General features: G+C 62.0%; 17 protein-coding genes and 2 pseudogenes. 12 read left to right on the top strand and 7 right to left on the bottom strand.

Going from position 1 to position 19,017, the window contains the following annotated elements; genetic code table 11:
* Positions 1–69 precede the first annotated feature (69 nt).
* From KB879_RS19885 to KB879_RS19865, 5 genes are all read left to right on the top strand, one after another.
* Entirely contained in the window at positions 70–567 is a 498-nt protein-coding gene (locus KB879_RS19885; protein WP_013952132.1) for a hypothetical protein, read from the top strand.
* A 315-nt stretch (positions 568–882) separates the two neighbouring features.
* Positions 883–1,104 (top strand): DUF1484 family protein, encoded by a 222-nt coding sequence (locus KB879_RS19880; protein ID WP_211979649.1) that lies wholly within the window; start codon positions 883–885, stop codon positions 1,102–1,104.
* A gap of 322 nt (positions 1,105–1,426) precedes the next feature.
* Positions 1,427–1,747: a hypothetical protein gene (locus tag KB879_RS19875; protein WP_211979648.1), complete on the top strand. Its 321-nt coding sequence runs from the start codon at positions 1,427–1,429 to the stop codon at positions 1,745–1,747.
* 20 nt (positions 1,748–1,767) lie between these two features.
* Positions 1,768–3,027 carry an IS256 family transposase gene (locus tag KB879_RS19870; protein WP_211979453.1) on the top strand — a complete coding sequence of 420 codons (1,260 nt, stop codon included), beginning with the start codon at positions 1,768–1,770 and terminating at the stop codon, positions 3,025–3,027.
* A 253-nt stretch (positions 3,028–3,280) separates the two neighbouring features.
* Positions 3,281–3,889: a hypothetical protein gene (locus tag KB879_RS19865; RefSeq protein ID WP_041228546.1), complete on the top strand. Its 609-nt coding sequence runs from the start codon at positions 3,281–3,283 to the stop codon at positions 3,887–3,889.
* Here the strand turns inward: KB879_RS19865 and KB879_RS39445 are convergent.
* Positions 3,861–4,022 (bottom strand): annotated as a pseudogene (locus KB879_RS39445) (IS4 family transposase); the annotation flags it as partial. The gene KB879_RS19865 and the pseudogene KB879_RS39445 sit on opposite strands and share 29 nt — an antisense overlap.
* A 464-nt stretch (positions 4,023–4,486) precedes the next feature.
* Between KB879_RS39445 and KB879_RS19860 the strand changes: the two are divergent.
* The 6 genes and pseudogenes from KB879_RS19860 to KB879_RS19835 all read left to right on the top strand — a co-directional run bounded on the left by KB879_RS19860 (position 4,487) and on the right by KB879_RS19835 (position 11,459).
* A complete protein-coding gene (locus tag KB879_RS19860; protein ID WP_013958932.1) occupies positions 4,487–5,572 on the top strand; it encodes an IS630 family transposase in 1,086 nt (361 codons plus the stop codon).
* Between the two features lie 32 nt (positions 5,573–5,604).
* Positions 5,605–7,052: pseudogene (locus KB879_RS19855) on the top strand (IS1182 family transposase).
* 419 nt (positions 7,053–7,471) lie between these two features.
* Positions 7,472–7,999 (top strand): DUF3455 domain-containing protein, encoded by a 528-nt coding sequence (locus KB879_RS19850; RefSeq protein WP_041228545.1) that lies wholly within the window; start codon positions 7,472–7,474, stop codon positions 7,997–7,999.
* Between the two features lie 304 nt (positions 8,000–8,303).
* Positions 8,304–9,197 carry an alpha/beta hydrolase gene (locus KB879_RS19845; RefSeq protein WP_041228544.1) on the top strand — a complete coding sequence of 298 codons (894 nt, stop codon included), beginning with the start codon at positions 8,304–8,306 and terminating at the stop codon, positions 9,195–9,197.
* Positions 9,194–10,240 (top strand): Ldh family oxidoreductase, encoded by a 1,047-nt coding sequence (locus KB879_RS19840; RefSeq protein WP_013952122.1) that lies wholly within the window; start codon positions 9,194–9,196, stop codon positions 10,238–10,240. Before KB879_RS19845 ends, KB879_RS19840 begins: the two co-directional genes overlap by 4 nt.
* Positions 10,241–10,595: 355 nt before the next feature.
* On the top strand, positions 10,596–11,459 hold the full coding sequence (locus KB879_RS19835; protein ID WP_211979647.1) for an AraC family transcriptional regulator: 864 nt from the start codon (positions 10,596–10,598) through the stop codon (positions 11,457–11,459).
* A 32-nt stretch (positions 11,460–11,491) separates the two neighbouring features.
* On the opposite strand, the gene KB879_RS19830 is transcribed toward KB879_RS19835, so the two are convergent.
* From KB879_RS19830 to KB879_RS19820, 3 genes are all read right to left on the bottom strand, one after another.
* Complete coding sequence (locus KB879_RS19830) at positions 11,492–12,628, bottom strand: acetamidase/formamidase family protein (RefSeq protein ID WP_013952120.1); 1,137 nt, start codon at positions 12,626–12,628, stop codon at positions 11,492–11,494.
* 70 nt (positions 12,629–12,698) lie between these two features.
* Entirely contained in the window at positions 12,699–13,349 is a 651-nt protein-coding gene (locus KB879_RS19825; protein WP_249221167.1) for a cytochrome c, read from the bottom strand.
* 32 nt (positions 13,350–13,381) lie between these two features.
* Positions 13,382–14,428: a tripartite tricarboxylate transporter substrate binding protein gene (locus KB879_RS19820; protein ID WP_211979645.1), complete on the bottom strand. Its 1,047-nt coding sequence runs from the start codon at positions 14,426–14,428 to the stop codon at positions 13,382–13,384.
* A gap of 271 nt (positions 14,429–14,699) precedes the next feature.
* On the opposite strand from KB879_RS19820, the gene KB879_RS19815 reads away from it, so the two are divergent.
* Positions 14,700–15,488: an alpha/beta fold hydrolase gene (locus tag KB879_RS19815; protein ID WP_211979644.1), complete on the top strand. Its 789-nt coding sequence runs from the start codon at positions 14,700–14,702 to the stop codon at positions 15,486–15,488.
* A gap of 98 nt (positions 15,489–15,586) precedes the next feature.
* Here KB879_RS19815 and KB879_RS19810 read toward each other — a convergent pair whose 3' ends face one another.
* From KB879_RS19810 to KB879_RS19800, 3 genes are all read right to left on the bottom strand, one after another.
* A complete protein-coding gene (locus KB879_RS19810; protein WP_211979643.1) occupies positions 15,587–16,096 on the bottom strand; it encodes a heme-binding protein in 510 nt (169 codons plus the stop codon).
* Positions 16,097–16,181: 85 nt separating this feature from the next.
* On the bottom strand, positions 16,182–17,234 hold the full coding sequence (locus tag KB879_RS19805; protein WP_042883042.1) for a porin: 1,053 nt from the start codon (positions 17,232–17,234) through the stop codon (positions 16,182–16,184).
* Between the two features lie 806 nt (positions 17,235–18,040).
* Positions 18,041–18,985: a hypothetical protein gene (locus KB879_RS19800; protein WP_211979642.1), complete on the bottom strand. Its 945-nt coding sequence runs from the start codon at positions 18,983–18,985 to the stop codon at positions 18,041–18,043.
* Between the last annotated feature and the right edge of the window lie 32 nt (positions 18,986–19,017).

The raw sequence follows: 19,017 nt of genomic DNA, 5'->3' as shown, positions 1-19,017 counted from the left end.
CCACCGCCTGCCCTCTCCTCCGGCCCCTATAGTATCCTCGCGGGTTCCCCGACCCGTACCACGAGATTGATGCACCACACCGACGACGCTCTGCCGGAGCACGAATTCACCGCCATCCACGAACCCCGCCTCTGGCGCGACAAGGGCTGGACCGCCCGCGTCATCAAGAACGAAGACGGCGACGGCTGGGCAGTAGAAATGATCCGCGACGGCAGCGCCGAGCCCGCGCTGGTCGGGCCCTGGACCATGGGGCGAAACAAGGTCGATCCCAAGCCGCTGGATGCCACCGCCCACCAGACGCTGGTCAAGACCGCTTCAGAGGTTATCCGGCGGCATGAGCAGCAATTGCATGCGCAGCTCAACAAGCAGGTCAGTATCGAGTCTGAATCCGGCACTGTGATGGTGAAGCTCGTCATTACGCCGGATGAATTCGAGCCCTTCGGCACGCTCACGGCTGAGGATTCCTTCGGCGATGTGCTGGCGACTGTGAAGGTGCGGCCCGACTTTCGGCTGACGCGCGACAGCGCCGAGCGCTGGGCCGCTGGTGGGTTCGACAGGATTCGCTAGGTAACTGCCTAACAACGAAGCGCCGGAAGATTGCGAATCGTCTGATCGCCACAGACGACAGAGATGGGAACACTAGAGCCATCACCGAAACAACGGTGATCGGGTGTACCAACCCGGATCTCATTCCAGATGGCCGTCTCAAGCGGCCACAGTCGTACGCCCACATCCCTCAGTTAATGGCGGGCCGGGCGGGGCAGCCGCAAGGCTGGCCGGACTACTCTGTGAATGAGCCGGTATTGGTACCCCCGCTGTCAGGCCCGCCACCCTTTTAATGCAGGTATCAGGCGGGTCTTCCAACTGTGATAGGAGCTCGCAATGCAGGAACAAACTGCGTCGAAACAACAAACCGTGTTGGCCGCTATTCCGGAAGAATTTCGGGAATCCATGGATTGCATCAGTGCTGGATTGGACAGGGTGCTGGCGCTGTTGGAAGTGGAAAGCGAATGTTCGGATGCTTGCTTTGGTATCCGGTGCCTGGTGGAGATGATCAAGGCGAAGTTTGATCGAACGGCGGCGGAGATTTGTCCGGTGGAATGAGTGGGGAAGCTGATGTGGCCGGGGGTGTTGCTCCGGTGGGGTGGGATAACCGCAGCTTCGGCTGCGGTTATTTTTTTGGGGCTGGTACAGAGTTGGTTGGTCTGTCCCGTGGGCTGACGCATATCGGCCATGAAGCGTCGTTGGCCCGCGCGATTACTCGGGCGCTCAAACGTCGGCATTCGCCACGCTAACGGACATTCGATGGCCAGCGGCCTCGGATTCGAGTGTAACCGCGAGTGTGGGGCACCGACGCATATGCGCAAGGTTTCTGGCTCAAGGATGCGCTCGTTCGTATCGTTGGGTACGGCGAAGAGGGCTTACCTTGGGCGGCAACGGTATCGAGCAGCAACTCTATGATCGCCAGACCCGCTTTGTGGGCATTTGGACGGAGAAAATCGAGCCCTGGCAGATGTCGACGTTCTTCGGTGCAGGAACGCGCGGCAAAGAATGGATTCAAAGATCAAAATATCGTAGGGTGTTTTACGCAATAGATTCCAAATTTGCCGACCACTTTTTGATTCACTTTTATGCCAGCATTTTGCTGCTCTGCGCGAGCGTTCCTCCTCTGGGAAATAGCAATTCCGGCCACGTCGCATCACTGCGCGACGTGGGACCTGTCAGAAATTTTGTGTTTAGGGCATAACATGTCGATAAGGAGCATGTATGCCACGCAAGACGAAAACCAGCCAAGCCGCAGACCGTGAGCTGCCGGCCATTCCCGAGGACCTGATCGCCCATTTCGTGAAGGGCCCCATGACCGCCGAGGCGGTTCAGGACGCCTCGATGGCGTTCAAGAAGGCCCTGATCGAGCGCGCCTTGGGCGCCGAGCTCGGCCATCACCTGGGCTACCAGCCGGGCGCGGAGCGCCCGGCCGGCACGGCCAACCAGCGCAACGGCAAGAGCGCCAAGACCGTCCTGACCGAGGATGGCCCGCTGAGGGTGGACATCCCGCGCGACCGCGATGGCAGCTTCGATCCGATCCTGATTCCCAAGCACGAACGGCGCTTCACCGGGTTCGACGACAAGATCATCGCCATGTACGCCCGTGGCATGACCGTGCGCGAGATCCAGGCGTTTCTGGCCGAACAGTACGGCACCGAGGTCTCGCCCGAGTTCATCAGCTCGGTGACCGATGCAGTGATGGACGAAGTCACTGCCTGGCAGGCCCGCCCGCTTGAGGTGATGTATCCGGTCGTGTTCTTCGACGCGCTGCGGGTCAAGATGCGTGAGGACGGCGTGGTGCGCAACAAGGCCGTCTACCTGGCCTTGGGCGTGCTGCCGGACGGCACGCGCGACATCCTGGGCCTGTGGATCGAGACCACCGAAGGTGCCAAGTTCTGGATGAAGGTGTTCAACGACCTGAAGACCCGTGGCACCCGGGACATACTGATCGCGGTGACCGATGGTCTTAAGGGCATGGAACAGGCCCTGGCCGCGGTGTTCCCGAACACCACGCTGCAGACCTGCATCGTGCATCTGATCCGGAACAGTTTGGAGTACGCCAGTTGGAAGGAGCGCCGGGCCGTGGCTGCGGCGCTCAAGCCCGTGTACACCGCGCCCACCGTGGAGGCTGCGCTGGCCGAGCTGGCGGCCTTCGAGCAAGGGGAATGGGGCAAGCGGTACACCCCGATCGCCGCGTCCTGGCGTCGCGCGTGGGACCAGGTGATCCCGTTCTTTACGTTCCCGCCGGCGATCCGCAAGATCATCTACACGACCAACGCGATCGAGAGCGTCAACGCCCAACTGCGCAAGATCATCAAGACGCGGGGTCACTTCCCCAGCGATGAAGCGGCGACCAAGCTGCTGTGGCTGGCCCTGCGCAACATCACCGGGAAGTGGGGCAGTTCAACGCATGACTGGAAGGCTGCCATGAACCAGTTTGCAATCCTCTACGAGGAGCGCTTCACCCATCCACATCGTTGAGATAATGCTGGCTCACCGGTCGAAATGACGATGAGCCTTTAACTGCCCTGCACACAAAAAAACTGACAGGCCCGCGACGTGGTCTTTCTTTCGGTTCGACGAGGAACTCCAGGGAAGGTAACCTTGACCTTCAGGTAGAAGTATTCCTCGTCGCAGCAGCCGCAGGTCCCCACACTTGATCACTTTGATGGCCTAATGACGCGCACAGATTCATGCTAATGTAGCGTGCAGCATTCCTAGCCGACTCTAAACTTTGGAGGTCAAATTGCTTCGCCGCAGTTTTGTTGCCCTTGCCGCAGCCGCTCTTGCCGCTTGCGCCGCGTCCTCCATTGATCCACAGACGAAGGCCTCGATCGGCTCCGTCTACGTGGAACCTGTTCAGCTATCCAAGGCTACGGTCTTCGGCCCAAATGCACGCGAGGTGGATACAGTTTCTGGAAAGGTGCCCGCAACGGCGTCGGAGGCCATCTCCCGTATCCAGCACGTACTGGACACGCAAGCCAACCTTTCTCAGTTGATTGAACGTCAGGCAAAGCAAGACCTGGCTATCAGGGGATATCGCCTAACGGATGATGCCTCGCATGCCACGGCCAAGCTGAAGATCACAGTGCGTCATGCGTTGAGCGTCCCTGTCGGCGCCAACGATGTCAGAGGGATAGCAATGAGCGTCGGTACCGAGATGGTGCGGGTATCGGATGGCAAGCAACTGTTTCTAGCCGGGGCAAGTCAGATTAAGGATCCTGGAACGAAGGGTGTTCGTCTGATGCCCTACGCGGAATGGTTCACGAACGAGGGTTTCCTCGTCGAACAGTACCGCTTGGTCGCATGGCTACTCACGGCCCAGACGCTTGAGGGCCTTTAAGGTATTTCCTTATGCAGAAATCACGCTCTTCCCGTAGCGCTTGAATGGTGAGCGCGGCGTCCATGGTTCGCTGCATGCCGATCCAGATCGTCTTGGCGCCGGGCTCGCCATCGCTCTTACGCCCAAGGAACCCTACTGCGCAGTAGCTTCCTTGTAAATAGTGGAATTGTCCGCCCACTCTTTAGAGCTCTCACAATTTCAAGCTTCCATTCGAAAGCGACCTTTCTCTGATTATCGACAGACAAGGGGCACCCCGCGTCATTATGCGGGGCGTTTCGCGATCGCTCAGGTCGATTGCGCCTTCCAGTCCGTTCCGTTCGTGAAGGCCGATGAGTGCTCTATGGATCTCCGAGGCAACCGTCGCTTCCCGGCAATTCTGAGTCTATTGCCTCCAGATCCTCGATTACCGAAGTGGCCGAGCGGATGACTGTTGTATCTGGGAAGCTGCCGTTGGCGATGCGCACGGCCCAGTGGCAACATTGGGTCGAGGGTGTGTGAAAACGTCTCGATCACCTAGTGTCATGAGTCTGAAATTCATTGCATTATTTGGCTCGCGTTGTACTCTGCATTGAAGGCACGCACAGGGCGAGGTAAGCGATGAGGGGAAGGCCAAAGGCGGAACTGATCTTGAGTGAGGCTGAACGCGAGCAGCTCAAGGCGCTGACGATGCGGCGCAAGACGGCACAGGCGTTGGCCTTGCGCGCGCGCATTGTGCTGGCCAGTGCTGAAGGCCTGGACAACAAGACCGTTGCCGCAAAGCAGCGTGTCGACGTGCATACGGTTTCCAAGTGGCGCTCGCGATTCGTCGCGGATCGCCTGGATGGGCTGCTGGATGCTCCGCGCCCAGGGGCGCCGAGGACCATCGCTGACGCACAGGTCGATGCGATTATTGCCAAGACGCTCGAATCCGTGCCAGCCGGGGCTACTCACTGGAGCACGCGCAGCATGGCTCGCGCGGCAGATCTGTCGCAGTCGACCGTGACGCGTATCTGGCGCGCCTTTGGGCTGCAGCCGCATCGACAGGAGACCTTCAAGCTGTCCAGCGACCCATTGTTCGTGGAGAAGGTGCGAGATATCGTGGGGTTGTACCTCGACCCACCGCTCAAGGCCATGGTGTTGTGCGTTGACGAGAAGAGCCAGATTCAGGCGCTGGACCGCACGCAGCCGATTTTGCCGATGGCGCCAGGCATCCCCGAGCGACGCACGCATGACTACATGCGCCATGGCACGACAACGTTGTTCGCCGCGCTGGACATCGCCACAGGAAAAGTTATCGGTGAATTGCATCGCAGACATCGCAGCAGTGAGTTCCTGCAGTTTCTACGCACGATCGAAGCCAACGTGCCACCCAAGCTCGATGTGCATCTCGTCATGGACAACTACGGCACGCACAAGACGGCGTCGATCAAGGCTTGGTTCGCTCGCCATCCACGCTTCCATGTTCATTTCACACCGACCTCCGCCTCGTGGATCAATCAGGTGGAGCGCTGGTTTGCAACCATCACCGAACAATACATCCGCCGCGGCACGCATCGCTCAACCCGACAACTTGAGCAAGCTATCCGCCAATACCTTGACCTGAACAACGCCAACCCCACGCCTTTCGTGTGGACAAAGTCCGCCGATGACATCCTCGCCAGCATCAAGCGATTTTGTCTACGAATTTCTGACTCGGGACACTAGACTGGATCAACGCATTCAGATTGGGGGACCGGATGAAGCGATTCATAGAGGGAGAAGGCCGCAAGCAAGCTACGCTGCTTCCAGAATGCCTCGATGATTTCATCGCCGAGGATAACCCCGCTAGGATCATCGACGCGTTTGTTGAAGAGTTGGATCTCGAGTCGCTCGGGTTCGAAGGTGCCAATCCTTCGATTACAGGTCGCCCCTCATATCATCCTGCCGTCCTGTTGAAGATATACATTTATGGCTACCTCAACCGGGTCCAGTCCAGCCGCCGTCTAGAACGCGAATGCCAACGCAATATAGAGCTGATGTGGCTGACCGGCCGACTGGCGCCGGACTTCAAGACGATTGCAGACTTCCGCAGGGATAACAGCACGGGCATTCGCAATGTCTGCCGTCGTTTCGTAGTTCTGTGCGGCGATTTAAAGCTGTTCTCGCAGGCCTTGGTCGCCATCGACGGTAGCAAGTTCAAGGCAGTCAATACTCGGGACCGCAATTTCACTGCTGGCAAGGTCGACAAGCGCCAGCAGCAAATCGAGGAAAGCATCCAGCGGTATCTGAGCGCGCTGGAGACTGCGGATCGCACGCAGCCGGCGGAGATAGAACTCAAGACAACTCGACTGCGCGAGAAGATTGCGCAACTGCGTCAGCAGGTGCATAGCCTTGACCAGATAAAGCAAGAGCTCAAGACGCTGCCAGATGGTCAGATCTCGATGACCGATCCAGGATGCGCGCTCGATGGCGACAAGTGGCAAGGGCTCTGGAATGGTCGGCTACAACGTACAGATGGCCGTAGATGCAAAGCACCATCTGATCGTCGCTCATGAGGTCACCAATATTGGCAATGATCGGGCGCAACTCAGCTCGATGGCTCGAGCCGCTCGCGATGCGATGGGTAAGACCAGGCTTAAAGCCATAGCTGATCGTGGCTACTTCAGTGCGCAGGAGATCAGGGCGTGCGCGGATACGGGCATTGCTGCCATCTTGCCCAAGCCAACGACGTCCAGCGCGAAGGCGGGAGGTCGATTTGATAGGGCGGACTTCATCTACATTGCCCGAGACGACGAATATCAATGTCCCGCCGGCGAACGTGCGATATACCGCTTCACCAGAGAAGAGCATGGACTGCAGTTACGCCGCTATTGGAGTAGTGCTTGTCCTCAGTGCACCATGCGGTCTCAATGCACGCCGAGTCCGTACCGGCGCATCTCCAGATGGGAGCATGAGGCAGTGCTGGAGGCCGTCCAGCCGCCGGCTCGACAAGACGCCGGATGCAATGAAGGTTCGCAGGCGAACCGTCGAGCATGTCTTCGGAACCTTCAAGCATTGGATGGGCTACACGCACTTCTTGACGCGCACGCTACCGAATGTAGGAACTGAAATGAGCCTGCATGTTCTGGCGTACAACCTGAAGCGCGTCCTTCGAATTCTCGGGTTCTCGAAAACAATGAAGGCCATGCGCCTGGTGGGTGCGTAAGCACCCAATTGCGCCCAAAAAATGGGGCTGACGACCACGCTCAGGGGCCCATTAGCGCTGTTCGCACCCGTTCCGACGCCGCCCACGACCGGATTAGCCGAAAATTCGCTAAGACAGGCTACGCCCCGGAGGGGACGCGCATTGGTGCGATTCGAGAGACGTTTCCACCGGCCTCGGTCGGGAAGAGACGCCCCTATAGCCCAGGCCAAGGCCCCTTCTTGGGCCAGAAGCGCCCGTGCCGGCGCTCTCACCACCGCCGCTACCGAAGAGCAAGCCGCCGGATGCTTGCATGTGGGCGCCGGGACTCGTTCGCCGATGGTCTCCACCCGCGGGCCGGCACCGTCCGGACCCGCGCGGACGCAACTGGCAACGTGGCTCGGGAAGTACTATCCTCCCATGGGCTAAGGTAAGGAGGCCAAATGTCGCAAGGTTCTCGGCATTTTCGCAAAGCGAATCTTACTGTACTCTGCATGGCAGGCGTGCTCGTTTCGTGTACCACACCGAGGATATCGGCTCCGCCCGAACTCCAACCCACCGACGCGCGTGGAACGATCGCGGTGCTGCACGCATCCGGTGTACAGATTTATCAGTGCAAGCGTGCGAACGACGGCCGGTTGTTATGGAGCTTTTTGGCCCCGGAAGCAACCCTGAAGGATGACACCGGACAACTCGTCGTCAAACACTACGCTGGGCCAACCTGGGAAGCGCCTGACGGCAGCAAGGTGACCGGCAAGGTATTACGACAGACGCCCAATGCTCAGGAGCCGGACAGTATTCCACTCTTGCTATTGCAGGCAACGAGCACCGGCGGAACTGGCCTGCTTGCGAGGACGCGTTACGTGCAACGGCTGAATACGCTAGGCGGACAAGCCCTCCCTCAGGCCTGCACACAGGAGGGACTGGAGAATCGCATGCCGTATCGGGCGGACTACGTCTTCCTGGAATAGCCAAGGTGACGCTGGCAGATACCGTGCCGGTTTAATACTTCCCGCTGGCGGTGGCCTGCTGGTTGTAAGGAAAGGCACTCCCCACTCTGGCACAGCGATGCCGTTTCATGATGAGGGGGCACGCCTATCTGCCTCGCTTCCCAGATCTGAATGGAACCGCTCCCGCTTCGTGGGGGCGGGGGCGCGTTCATTCCATCTTTTTCTCCCTCTCAAGTAAGCGGACGATCGGGTAAGTCAGTGGATGCTTGGGCAGCCATCGGAAGGCGGATTTCGTACAACATCGTGTGCCACGAAACTTGGAGAAATGAGCGTGCACACGGTTGTGAAATTTGACTCCGACGGGCTTCGCCTGGCCGGAGCCCTGCATTTACCCCCCGATCTTGCCGCAGGCGAGCGACGTCCCGCTATCGCCGTGCTCCATGGGTTCGGCAGCAACAAGGACGACGGCATGGTGCAGTTGGCAACGCGCCTGTTTTCGTCGCTGGGCTATGTGGTCCTGCGCTTCGACATGCGGGGCTGCGGTAACAGCGAAGGTGCGCGCGGCAAGGTACTATGCGAGGACCAGGTGAGCGACACCCGCAACGCGGTCAGCTACTTGCAGAGCCTGCCCGAAGTGGAGCCCGCGAAGATTGCTGTGATGGGTCACAGCTTCGGTGCGGCCGTGGCGGTCTATGCGGCTGGCGTTGACCCTCGCATCGTGGCCTGCATCTCATCGGCCGGATGGGGCGATGGGGAAGTAAAGCTGCGTCAGCAGCATGCCGGTTCGGCCGCCTGGCAGCGCTTCGAGGCAATGGTGGAAGAAGGCCGTGCCCGGTTGGCCACGGGCCAGTCGATGCAGGTCTCGCGCTTTGACATCGTGCCCATTCCCCCCGAGATGCGCAGCAGTCTGCCTGCGGGAAGCTTCATGGAGTTCCCGTTCGAGGTGGTCGAAAGCATGCTGCGCTTTCGGCCGAACGCAGTGGTCGGCAACATTGCCCCGCGTCCGCTCCTGCTGCTGCATCCGGCGGACGACTCGGTCACCCCTACAGACCAGTCGATCGGGCTGTTCCGCAACGCCAGGATGCCGGCCGAACTGCATCTGTTCTCGGAGATCGATCATTTCATCTTCTCCGATGACAACCGGGCCGTCCTGAACCTGGTCACGGACTGGCTGCACAAGTTCTTCCCGGCCCGCCAGGCGTCTTTGGGGGCCGCATGACTGCGCGCCCCTCGACCATGATCAGCGCAGCCGGGCTGCAAGCCTTCGCACAGGCACTACTTGCATCGGCCGGGCTGCACGAACCTGGCGCCTCACTGGTGGCGGAGAGCCTGGTATGGGCTGACCTGCGCGGTTCGCCCGGACATGGGGTTTCGCGCATCCCGCAGTACACTGCGTGGCTGGCCTCGGGCGACATGAATGGCCAGGCACAACCGCGCCCGGGGCTAAGCCTGCCAGCCCTGACCGTGGTCGAGGGCGATCGCTGCGCCGGTGCGCTGGGCATGCGCATTGCCGCCGGGCAAGCTATCGCCGGGGCGCGCCAGGCCGGGGCGAGCCTGGTGCTCTTGCGGGAGACAACGCATACCGGCGCGCTCGGCTTTCACACCGCGCATGTGGCCAGTGCAGGAATGTTTGCCATGGCAATGGCCGCTTCGTCACCGCTGATGGCCTACCATGGCGCCTCGGTGGCGGGCGTCTCAACTGCTCCGCTGTCCATGGCCTGCCCGGGGCTAGGCGAGCCGATCGTGTTCGACATGGCTTCGGGAGCCGTTGCCTTCGGCAAGCTGATGCAGGCTCGGGCCACCGGCCGGCCGCTCGAGCCGGGCTGGGCCATCGATGCCATGGGTAATCCCACCACGGACGCGCGCCAGGCGACAACGCCGCTGCCACTGGGCGGCCCGAAAGGGTCGGGCCTCGCGCTGATGGCCGAGATCGCCTGCAGCCTGCTGACCAACCATCCGATCCTGGCACCCACGCTGCTGGCCCCCGCTGCCGGTCATCGCCACACGCAGAACGCGTGGTTGCTCGTGATCGATATCGCCCAGGTGGTGGACCCTTCCCTGTTTCAAGCGCAGTTGGCCGAGCTCGCTGGGGCCATCCACAACCTGCCGGCCTCTGTCGAAGGTCCTCCGCGGCTGCCGGGAGAACGCGGCTACGCCGAAGCCCGGGAGCGCGGCGCGAACGGGATTGCCTTGGCGCCTGTGACTGCTGACGCGCTGGAGGCACTTGCCAGCCAGGCTGGCATCCGCGCCCCCTGGGCGTAGCGTGGCCGGAAAGTCACCTGCAGGCGCGCCGAGGAATCGTTAGCAACGCCCTGCCCGTTCCCCTTCCCGTGTGGACCTTGTTTCACGTTCGGCCGAATCGACGGGACTGCACTGTCTTTCCCTTGACGGCTGCCACACACATGACATAATCCTGACCGAATGCAAACGTTTGCACTTTTTTGGGGGTTATCGAGTGATTCGCCGAAGCGTGTGGAACTGACGGGTCCTCTGTCTCCTGTACGACTTCTTCGGCATCGATTGGTCGGGCGCCGGTTGACTGAGAGTGAAATCGCGCTCCGCCACCTGCAGCGCATCGGCACGATTCCCCCTTGGCTTGCTTGAGGAGACAACTTGCATGGCAAAGGACCGCCAGATACGCATCGTCCACGGCAGCTTCGGCCGTGCCACCCTCCATCGGATATCGGGGCCGCTCGTCGCGCATGCGCATGCGGAGTTCCATCTGATCTTCAAGATCGGCGGCACAGATGCGACATTCAAGATCGACGGCCAACCGGCGACACTGACCGACGGCTGCGCGCTGCTGATCAATCCCTGGTCGACGCATGCGAAGAGCGCTAAGGAGGGCTCGCCTTCGCTGCTGCTCGCCTTGCTGCTGGAGCCGGAATGGCTCGGGCGCACGCTCGGCGTCGACAATCCTGCCGGCGGCCTGCACTTCAGTAAAGCGCTGGTGCGCATGGATGCGGATACCGTCACATCGCTGACGGCGCTGGGTACCTGCCTGGCTCGGGATCTGGCCGACGATTCGGCAATTGGCTCGGCAGATTGCGAGGCCGCCGTCGCGAATCTGGCGCGCAGGGTGTCGGCCTGCCATCTTCAGCGGCGGTCGATGACCGAAGTGCTGGCAAACACCAGGCCGCTGGACTACCGGATCAAGCGCGCGACCGAGTACATACGCAGCCACGCCGGGGAAAACCCCAACGTTAAAACGGTCGCCAGCGCGGTGGGCATGTCCCGCAGCCGGCTCTTCCACCAGTTCAAGGCCTGCATGGGCATCTCGCCGCAGCAATACCTCGACTGGATCCGAATCGGCATCGCCACACGCCTGCTGGCGGAACGGCATGCCAGCATCGGGGACGTGGCACACCAACTCGGATTCAGCGCGCAAGGACACTTCACGCGCTTTTTCGTCCAGCACCTGGGGCTTAGCCCGTCGGAGTTCCGCCGCACCGGCATGCCGGGCGGCGCGCACGGCGACTGAGGCGCCCCACGCCGCCCGGCATCCGCTGCCGGTCAGCCGCGCAGCGAGCGCGACAGCTTGTCCTGGATGACCGCGTCGAATACCGCCTTGGGCAGCATGCCGTGCACGGTCTTGGCCGGAATCGACGTGTAGTTGCTAGCCGTCTGGTTGGAGTACTGCGTGATGCGGAAGTCCGAGGTGATACTAGCGAGCGAGTACACGTCATGCGGATCCATGCCGGTCGCCGCGCTCACCCAGTTGAGCATCTGCCGCAGGCAGGCGACCAGCGCCTCGTCGAGATTCTTGCCGAAGCCGAGAATGATCCAGTGGCTGGGCGTCTCCGCCATCGGCAGGGCCAAGGGCCGCTGCTTGTGCAGGAAATACTGGATCTGCATGTCCTCCATCGCGGTTTCGATGGCGGTCTGATTGACCACGCCGTCGCCTTGGGCGGCATGCGAGTCGCCGGTCCAGATCATCGCGCCCGGCCGCTGCACCGGTAGGAACAGTGACGTACCCTCAACCAGCTCGCGCAACACGAGATTGCCGCCATACGGACCGCTGAGGATGCCACTGACCGGTTCGTCGCCGGCGGGCTGCACCGCCATCACGCCCTGGAATGGCGCCAGCTTGATGCGGATACCCGGCGCGAACTCGGTGTACTGCCGGCTCTCGTCAAACTTGAAATAGCGCAGGTACGGCTTCGCAAAGTCGTTCGGCAGTGCACCGACCCCTTTTGGTGCCGAGTTCCATCCCCAGCCGATCGGGCGCAGCTTGACCATGCGGCACTCCACCACGTCGCCGGGCATCGACCCGCGCAGTTCCACTGGCCCGACGTTCGAGTACGGCCCTTGCGGAAATCGCTTGCGCACGGGTTCGCGATCCTCGTAGCTCATGCCGTACGAGGCGCCGTTGGCCCAGTTGACCCAGGTATTGGGATACATCACTAGGTCGCCCGACTCGATGCTGGCGACCGGCGCCGCCTTGGGGTCGAGAATGCCGACGCGCACGGTCTCGGTGGCGGACTCGATCCGGTGGATCTTGCCCGGTTTGACTATGGGGAGCGAAGCGGCGTCCGATGCAGCAAGCGGCGTGTTCCGCCCCGCCGTCACCTGCGCCGCCGCCTTCAGCGACGCGGCTCCCAGGCCGAGGGCGCCGGCAGCCTTCAGCCAATGTCTCCTGTCGATCATCATCGTTTTGGTTCCTTTCGATTGGGCCGTCCGCGGCACCACCCCGCTGGAGGGCGAAATGCAGCACATCAGTTCAGTGCAGTTGCGCCACATACTGCGCAACTGCGACGATCTCCTCGTCTGTCATCAACGGCACCAGAAGGCTCATCAACTTGCCGGGACCGCCACGCGTGCCGGATCTCCACGCGTGGAGTTGCCTGACCACGTATTCCGGCTGCTGGCCGGCAATGCGCGGAAAGTCGGGCGCGATGCCTTCCCCTTTCGGCCGATGGCATGAAATACAGGCCGGCAGCCGATTGGACGGATTGCCCTTCCAGTAGATGGCCTTGCCCGCCTCGACCAGGTGCGGCAAGGCGGCCTGTCCGCGCGCGGGTGGCTGGCGACTAAAGTAGCGCGCCACCTCGCGCATCTCCGTCTCGCTCATGCTCTGCACCACGGCGGCCATCCTGGCGTCCTGGCGCAGTGCTGGCTCGCCGGCACCGGCCTTGAACTGCCGCAGTTGCTTGAACAGGTAGTCTGCGTTCTGGCCCGCCAGGCTGGGATATTCCTTCTGCGTGCTCTGGCCAGTGTTGCCGTGGCATGCCGCGCAGACCTGCTCCACCATCAGCCGCGCGGGCCGTGATTCGCCTGCCTCCGGTGCCGGTTGCGCCAGCGAAGGCACGGCCAGCGCGCACAACGCGAGCATGCAGGCAGACAGCCGGCGGCGCTCCATGGGATGTTTCACGTCGGAATTCTCACAACAAGGCATTGCCCGACCTAGTTCAGGTAGCCACCGGTCTTGGCGACGATCTGGCGCGCGCGCTGCGTTTCGCTGGTCAGACGGGTGCTCAGGCCGGTCACGCCGGTCTGGCTGAAGGCGGTGTCAACACTCAGGCCGGTCAGCTTGGCGCGGATCCCGGCATCGCTCATGATGGCGTGGATCTCGCCGCGCAGCCGCTCGACCACGGGCGCCGGCGTGCCCTTGGGGGCAAACACGCCATACCAGACGGTAGTGTCGTAGCCGGGAATACTCTCGGCCACAGTGGGCACGTTGGGCAGAGCCTTGAGCCGGCTCGCGGTGCCGACGGCCAGTAGCTTCAGCTTGCCGGAGTTCACATGAGGCATGTACTCCAGCAGCGGTCCCGTCGCCAGGTCGATGTGGCCGGCGATCATGTCGTTGATCGTCGGGCCGCTGCCCTTGTAAGGAATATTGGTGATGTCGACACCGGCCATCGTCTTGATCATTTCGAGCGGATAGCTGGTCGGGCCGCCATAGTTGATCTTGCCGGGATTCGCCTTGGCATAGGCGATCAGTTCGGGGACGGACTTGTATGGCGTGTGCGGGTTCGTAACCAGCACCAGCGGTGACTCGCCCAGCGGCGCCACAGGTACCAGGTCGCGCGTCACATCGTAGGGCAGCTTGCGGTAGAAGGCAGCGTTGACCGCGTGGATGCTGTTCAGGATGCCGATCGTGTGACCGTCCGGCGCCGCGCGCACGAGCGCCTCCGCGCCAATATTGCCGCTGGCGCCCGGCCGGTTCTCCACCACGACTGGTTGTCCCAGCGCGTTCGACAGGCGCTGCGCCAAGGCCCTGGCCAGCACGTCGTTGATGCCTGCCGGCGGAAACGGCACGATGAAGACGATAGGCTTCGAAGGCTTCCAGCTGGCCTGTATATTCGTGTCCGCTGCCGCTGCGTTGGCGGCGACGGGCCGCAGGCCTGCGACAGCCACGGCGAGTGTGGCGGTGATGGCCGCAGTGATGGCGGCAAGCGTGGCCACGCGCCGAGGGGCGGTCAGGAATGACGGAGGCTTCCGGCTTTGCATTGACTCTTGTCTCCTTGTGAATCGCGATGCGTGGGCGACAGGGTCAGCCCGGGCTCATACTCTACTGATTCGGACACAAGGCGCTTCCCCATTTGGGGAGCCGTTTACCAAAACGTCCTCCGTTCTGCGGTATTGCGGTACGCTGGCCGACGATCGCAGACGCCGCACGGCGCCTGCTTACCGGATTGTCCAAGAACTTGACAGGCACTCCGCTCGCGCCGCAGCTCCTCATGCAATATGGAGCGCCACATCGACGACCGGAGGAAACGCAATGCATTACAACCAAGACGGCGCCGTGGTCACCATCGGCAACGGCCCGAACCATGTCATCGCCTTGCACGGCTGGTTCGGCCATGCACGCGGATGGGGGCCCTTTGTGGACGTGCTCGACGGCGACCGCTTCACCTACGCCTTCATCGACTATCGAGGCTATGGTTCCCGGCGAGGGATCCAGGGCAGATTCGACATGCGGGAGATCGCCGCCGACGTGCTGGCGCTTGGTGACGAACTGGGATGGCAGCGCTTCTCGCTGATCGGGCACTCCATGGGAGGCAAGGCCATGCAGGCCGTCGCCATGCTGGCCCCTGCACGCGTCACGGCCATGGTCGGCGTCACACCAGTACCGCCTACGCCTGTGCCGTTCGACAAGCCAGCACGCGCTCTGTTCGAACGTGCCGCCGGCGAGCTCGCGGCAAGAATCGCGGTCCTCGACAATTCGACGGGCAAACGCCTGAGCCGGCATTGGGTGGAAAAGATGGTCCGGGCCTCGACGCAGCATGCCGATGCCGACGCGTTTGCCGCCTACTTCCGGGCATGGGCCGACACCGACTTCTCTGCTGAAGTTGCCGGCACCAGCGTTCCCACGCTGCTGCTGGTCGGTGAGCACGACCCGTCGCTGACTGCTGACATCATGGAGCAGACGTACGGCAAAGCATTCCTCGATCTGGCCATCGACGTTATCCGCAACGCAGGACACTATCCGATGGACGAGACGCCGGTGGACCTCGCCACGCGGATCGAGCGCTTCCTGTCGGACATCCAGAGCCGTAGTGAGCCCTGACGCCCTGGCGTGCCCCCACAGCGCGCCTGCCGGTGTCATACGCCGGCAGGCGCGACCATGACGCAAGCATGAACGATGCGCCCAGGCGCATGCACCACTCAGGGTGCCTCAGTCGCACCGATCGCGGCCACGCCGCGGCGCCCGATCTCCTCGTCCACGTCCGATGGCCCCCCGCTGACGCCGACGGCCCCGACCAGCCGGCCACCGACGTAGATGCCCAGGGAACCTTGCGACGGAAAGACCGGCCCGCCATAGACCAGCGAACTCATCTGGCCGAAGACGATGGGATTGGCCTGATAGCGCTTCACGAGCTCGGCGCCGGAGGCGCCTCCCGTTGCCGCCGAGGCGATGGCTTTGCCGCGCGCGACGTCAAAGGTCGCAAACGGGGCGCCATCCATTCTCACGCCGCTGAGAAAGTGGCCGGAGACGTCGACCACGACGATGCTGACGGCAAGTTTTCGGTCCTCGGCAAACCGTTTGGCGGCATCAGTAAGCCGGACCGCGGCGTCCGCGCCCAGGGTCTGCAGCTGGGTTACGCCTGCCGCAGATGCGATCGGCGCGCAGAACAGATGCAGCCCGAAGGCCACGGCGAGAGTAAAGCGCTTCATGGATTCTCCTATGCTTGACGGGATCGCGGCGCGCCGGCACCTGGCCGGCAACGGCGACCGGCCGGTGCGCACGTCCGTGCGCACATCAGAAGAGATGGCGCATGCCCATCATGACCCCGCGCGGGTCGGACACGCTGCTTGCCGTGACCTCATTGGGGATGTTCGAGAATGTGTAGTTGGCCTTGTTCGTGTTCCAGATCTTGCTGGCGTTGGCATAGAGCGTTGTGCGCTTGGACATCGAGTACTGGTAGCCGATCGAAGCCTGCTGGCCGCGGTTCGGCGTGCCGACCGATTGCTGCATGCCGTATGCCAGCAGTACCAGTCCAGCGCCTCCCACGGGAATGGTCGTGCCGACGTGGAAACCGCGGTCCTTAAGAGTCGCCTGCCCTGGCACCCATCGCGTGGCCTGGCGTACGTTGGCGAACAACTTCACCCAAGGGAATTCGTAGGTGGCGCCGATCGCGCGCTCGTCGCGGTCGGCATCCGTTACCGCGCCGATGCTGTAGGTGCGTTCGTAGGCAAGGCCCAGCCACAGCGGACCGCGAGCATAAGTTAGCCCGCCGGCCGCCAGCCGGTCGGCGTCGCGTGGCGCGCTGGTCCGCTCGGCGCCGAATGAATAGATTACGCTGCCCTGCAGCCCGGCAAGTTCGGGACTTTCGTACCTGATGGAATTGTCTGCGCGCGCGGTCAGGCTGCTGCCTGCGGGGCCGCCGTTCTGCAGGCGACCGAGCGGGCCATACGGCGAGAAGCCGAAGGCCGACGCCTGCCCTTCGATGTAGTAGATCGGCGTGTTCTGCCGGCCAAGCGTCAGCGCACCCCAGTCCTTGCTGCTCAGGCCGACCCAGGCCTGGCGGCCAAACAGGCGTCCTCCCTGCTGGGCGGTGCCGCTGTCCAGTGCAAGGCCGGTCTCCAGTGTAAATACCGTGGACAGTCCCGGCGCCAGTTCCTCCTTGCCCCGCAAGCCCCAGCGCGATTGATACAGCCCGCCGTCCTCGACCCGCGCGACATGATTTGCCCCGGACTTGACATACTCGGTGTAGAGATCGGCTACGCCAAAAATGGTCACCCCCGATTGTGCCGCCGCTATGCCCGGCACCGCTGCCACCGCCACTACCAAGAGCGCTCCCATTCTTTTCATGCGTTTCTCCTCGCTGTTCCGTCCTGTTTGACGATATGGTTCTTGCACGGTCTTGCACCGGCGCAGCAAGGGTATGGGTTCGCGCTGGGAAAGCGCTAACCCAATCGTCCCGCCAATTGGAAAGGTGTCCGGAATGCGGAACCGGGGCGGGTCAGGAGGGCAGGTTCACGCGCAGGGTGCGGGGGGGACAGGCCTGGAAGTCCGCGGGGAGCGCTGGCGGATTCGGCAAGCCGATGGAGAGGCGCAGCGGGAAGGTGGTAGGAACGCAGTAGGCTGGCCGGGCTGAACCCGGCCTCGCATGAAATCGCCCTCCCCCAGCGGGCGCCAACCGTCCTGGCAAGTGTCGCGGCCGGCTGGCGGCTGGGACGCCGCGCCGGAAACGCGCTACAGGTTTCGACTGAACTCGTAGTTGTAGGGATCGCTGTTGAAACGATGCGTATTGTCGGCACCCATCTGCGGGCCGGCGCAACCGAACATGCTTAGCGTTAATCCGCAGAGTATTGCGGCAGCCAGGAATCGGATCATGATGCACCTCGCGTCGAAATCGACCGCCAGGGTACGGCGGAAGCGTGAGTTGAGTCTATACCACCCCACGAAGGTGCCTTTCTGAATCGAACGGGCCATTGCCGGCAAGCGTGGGCGTGGCAGCTTTTCCCGACATGGCGCGTTTCCAGCAGGAAGCCTTGACCGGGGGCACGGTGCTGCTAACGCTGTTTCCAGCGATTCTGGCTCCGCCTTTTCGTCGCGAAGCTCACGATGCTTAGCGGCTGCGAACGTGTAGTTCGCAGCCGCTAATATCGCGCACGCTAGCTCATGATCGGTGCCATCGCAGTTTCGATTCTGAATAGCTGGCTCCCGGTGATCATGCTACCGAGAGCCTGACTGAAGCGGGGCTCCTGCACTCCGGAAATGATGTATTGCCACCTGTAAGCGGCAAGCAGGCCGATGCGCACGGAATCTTTGTCAGCCATCGACAGCGATCGTGGGCAGATCATCGCAAAGTAGTCTGCGTCCGCATTAGCCTGAGTTTGCAGAATGCCGTCCACGGCGGCGACCAATTCGATCAGATCGTTGACAGCTGCGTCACGTTCTTCAGGCGAAAGCCTCGCATCTTCGCGTTGCCATTCGATTTCATCGAGAATCGCGTGCTGTGATTCCTCGCGCCAGTGATAGAGAAAGACGTCTTTCCATAGTTCAGAGGAATTCATGTCGCCGTCGATGCTGCCTCGATAGTGCGCGAGCACGAAGAGTTCGATGTGACAGGTTAGAGCGAGCACTGCCCAGGTGGACTTTGCGAGGACGAACGAGGCCACACTATTTGCGTCCGGCAAGAACGAATAACCAGCTGGCATGCCTTCGGCGCACATGCGCTCGATGCGGCGAAATAGCTCCTGATGCTTGATTTCCTCATCACTGAACCGGACAAGTGCTTCAAGCGCGCTCTGATCGCCGAGTCGGTATGGGCCGCTCATCTCCAGTACCTTCGCCGCGATGAAGCGTTCGACGAGACCGAACATGTTCGCGTACGTACGGCCCTGAATCTGGCTGAGCAGACGCTGCTCGTCGTGACCGAGAAAGGCGAGAGAATCGACCTTTGATAGAGCGTCTGGCAAAAACTTCTTCGTGAAATCGAAGCTTCGGCCGCGAATTACGTCGCGGTCGATGTCCCAGCGGACGCGCTTGGATGCAGCGATGCACTTGGCGTAGCGGTTGGTAGTAGTCACCCTATGCCCATCAGTCATGATTTCCATTGAAACGCTCCTTCAATACGTCACACGTCCCG

The organism is Cupriavidus sp. KK10, assembly GCF_018223725.1.
Taxonomy (GTDB): domain Bacteria; phylum Pseudomonadota; class Gammaproteobacteria; order Burkholderiales; family Burkholderiaceae; genus Cupriavidus; species Cupriavidus necator.
This window is presented reverse-complemented; position numbering and strand designations above follow the sequence as displayed.

What these genes read in the sequence shown, in the direction of transcription:
- KB879_RS19885 (WP_013952132.1), top strand. Translation starts at nt 70, where the DNA reads ATGCACCACACCGACGACGCTCTGCCGGAGCACGAATTCACCGCCATC.
- KB879_RS19880 (WP_211979649.1), top strand. Translation starts at nt 883, where the DNA reads ATGCAGGAACAAACTGCGTCGAAACAACAAACCGTGTTGGCCGCTATT.
- KB879_RS19870 (WP_211979453.1), top strand. Translation starts at nt 1,768, where the DNA reads ATGCCACGCAAGACGAAAACCAGCCAAGCCGCAGACCGTGAGCTGCCG.
- KB879_RS19860 (WP_013958932.1), top strand. Translation starts at nt 4,487, where the DNA reads ATGAGGGGAAGGCCAAAGGCGGAACTGATCTTGAGTGAGGCTGAACGC.
- KB879_RS19850 (WP_041228545.1), top strand. Translation starts at nt 7,472, where the DNA reads ATGTCGCAAGGTTCTCGGCATTTTCGCAAAGCGAATCTTACTGTACTC.
- KB879_RS19845 (WP_041228544.1), top strand. Translation starts at nt 8,304, where the DNA reads ATGAGCGTGCACACGGTTGTGAAATTTGACTCCGACGGGCTTCGCCTG.
- KB879_RS19840 (WP_013952122.1), top strand. Translation starts at nt 9,194, where the DNA reads ATGACTGCGCGCCCCTCGACCATGATCAGCGCAGCCGGGCTGCAAGCC.
- KB879_RS19835 (WP_211979647.1), top strand. Translation starts at nt 10,596, where the DNA reads ATGGCAAAGGACCGCCAGATACGCATCGTCCACGGCAGCTTCGGCCGT.
- KB879_RS19830 (WP_013952120.1), bottom strand. Translation starts at nt 12,628, where the DNA reads ATGATGATCGACAGGAGACATTGGCTGAAGGCTGCCGGCGCCCTCGGC.
- KB879_RS19820 (WP_211979645.1), bottom strand. Translation starts at nt 14,428, where the DNA reads ATGCAAAGCCGGAAGCCTCCGTCATTCCTGACCGCCCCTCGGCGCGTG.
- KB879_RS19815 (WP_211979644.1), top strand. Translation starts at nt 14,700, where the DNA reads ATGCATTACAACCAAGACGGCGCCGTGGTCACCATCGGCAACGGCCCG.
- KB879_RS19810 (WP_211979643.1), bottom strand. Translation starts at nt 16,096, where the DNA reads ATGAAGCGCTTTACTCTCGCCGTGGCCTTCGGGCTGCATCTGTTCTGC.
- KB879_RS19805 (WP_042883042.1), bottom strand. Translation starts at nt 17,234, where the DNA reads ATGAAAAGAATGGGAGCGCTCTTGGTAGTGGCGGTGGCAGCGGTGCCG.
- KB879_RS19800 (WP_211979642.1), bottom strand. Translation starts at nt 18,985, where the DNA reads ATGGAAATCATGACTGATGGGCATAGGGTGACTACTACCAACCGCTAC.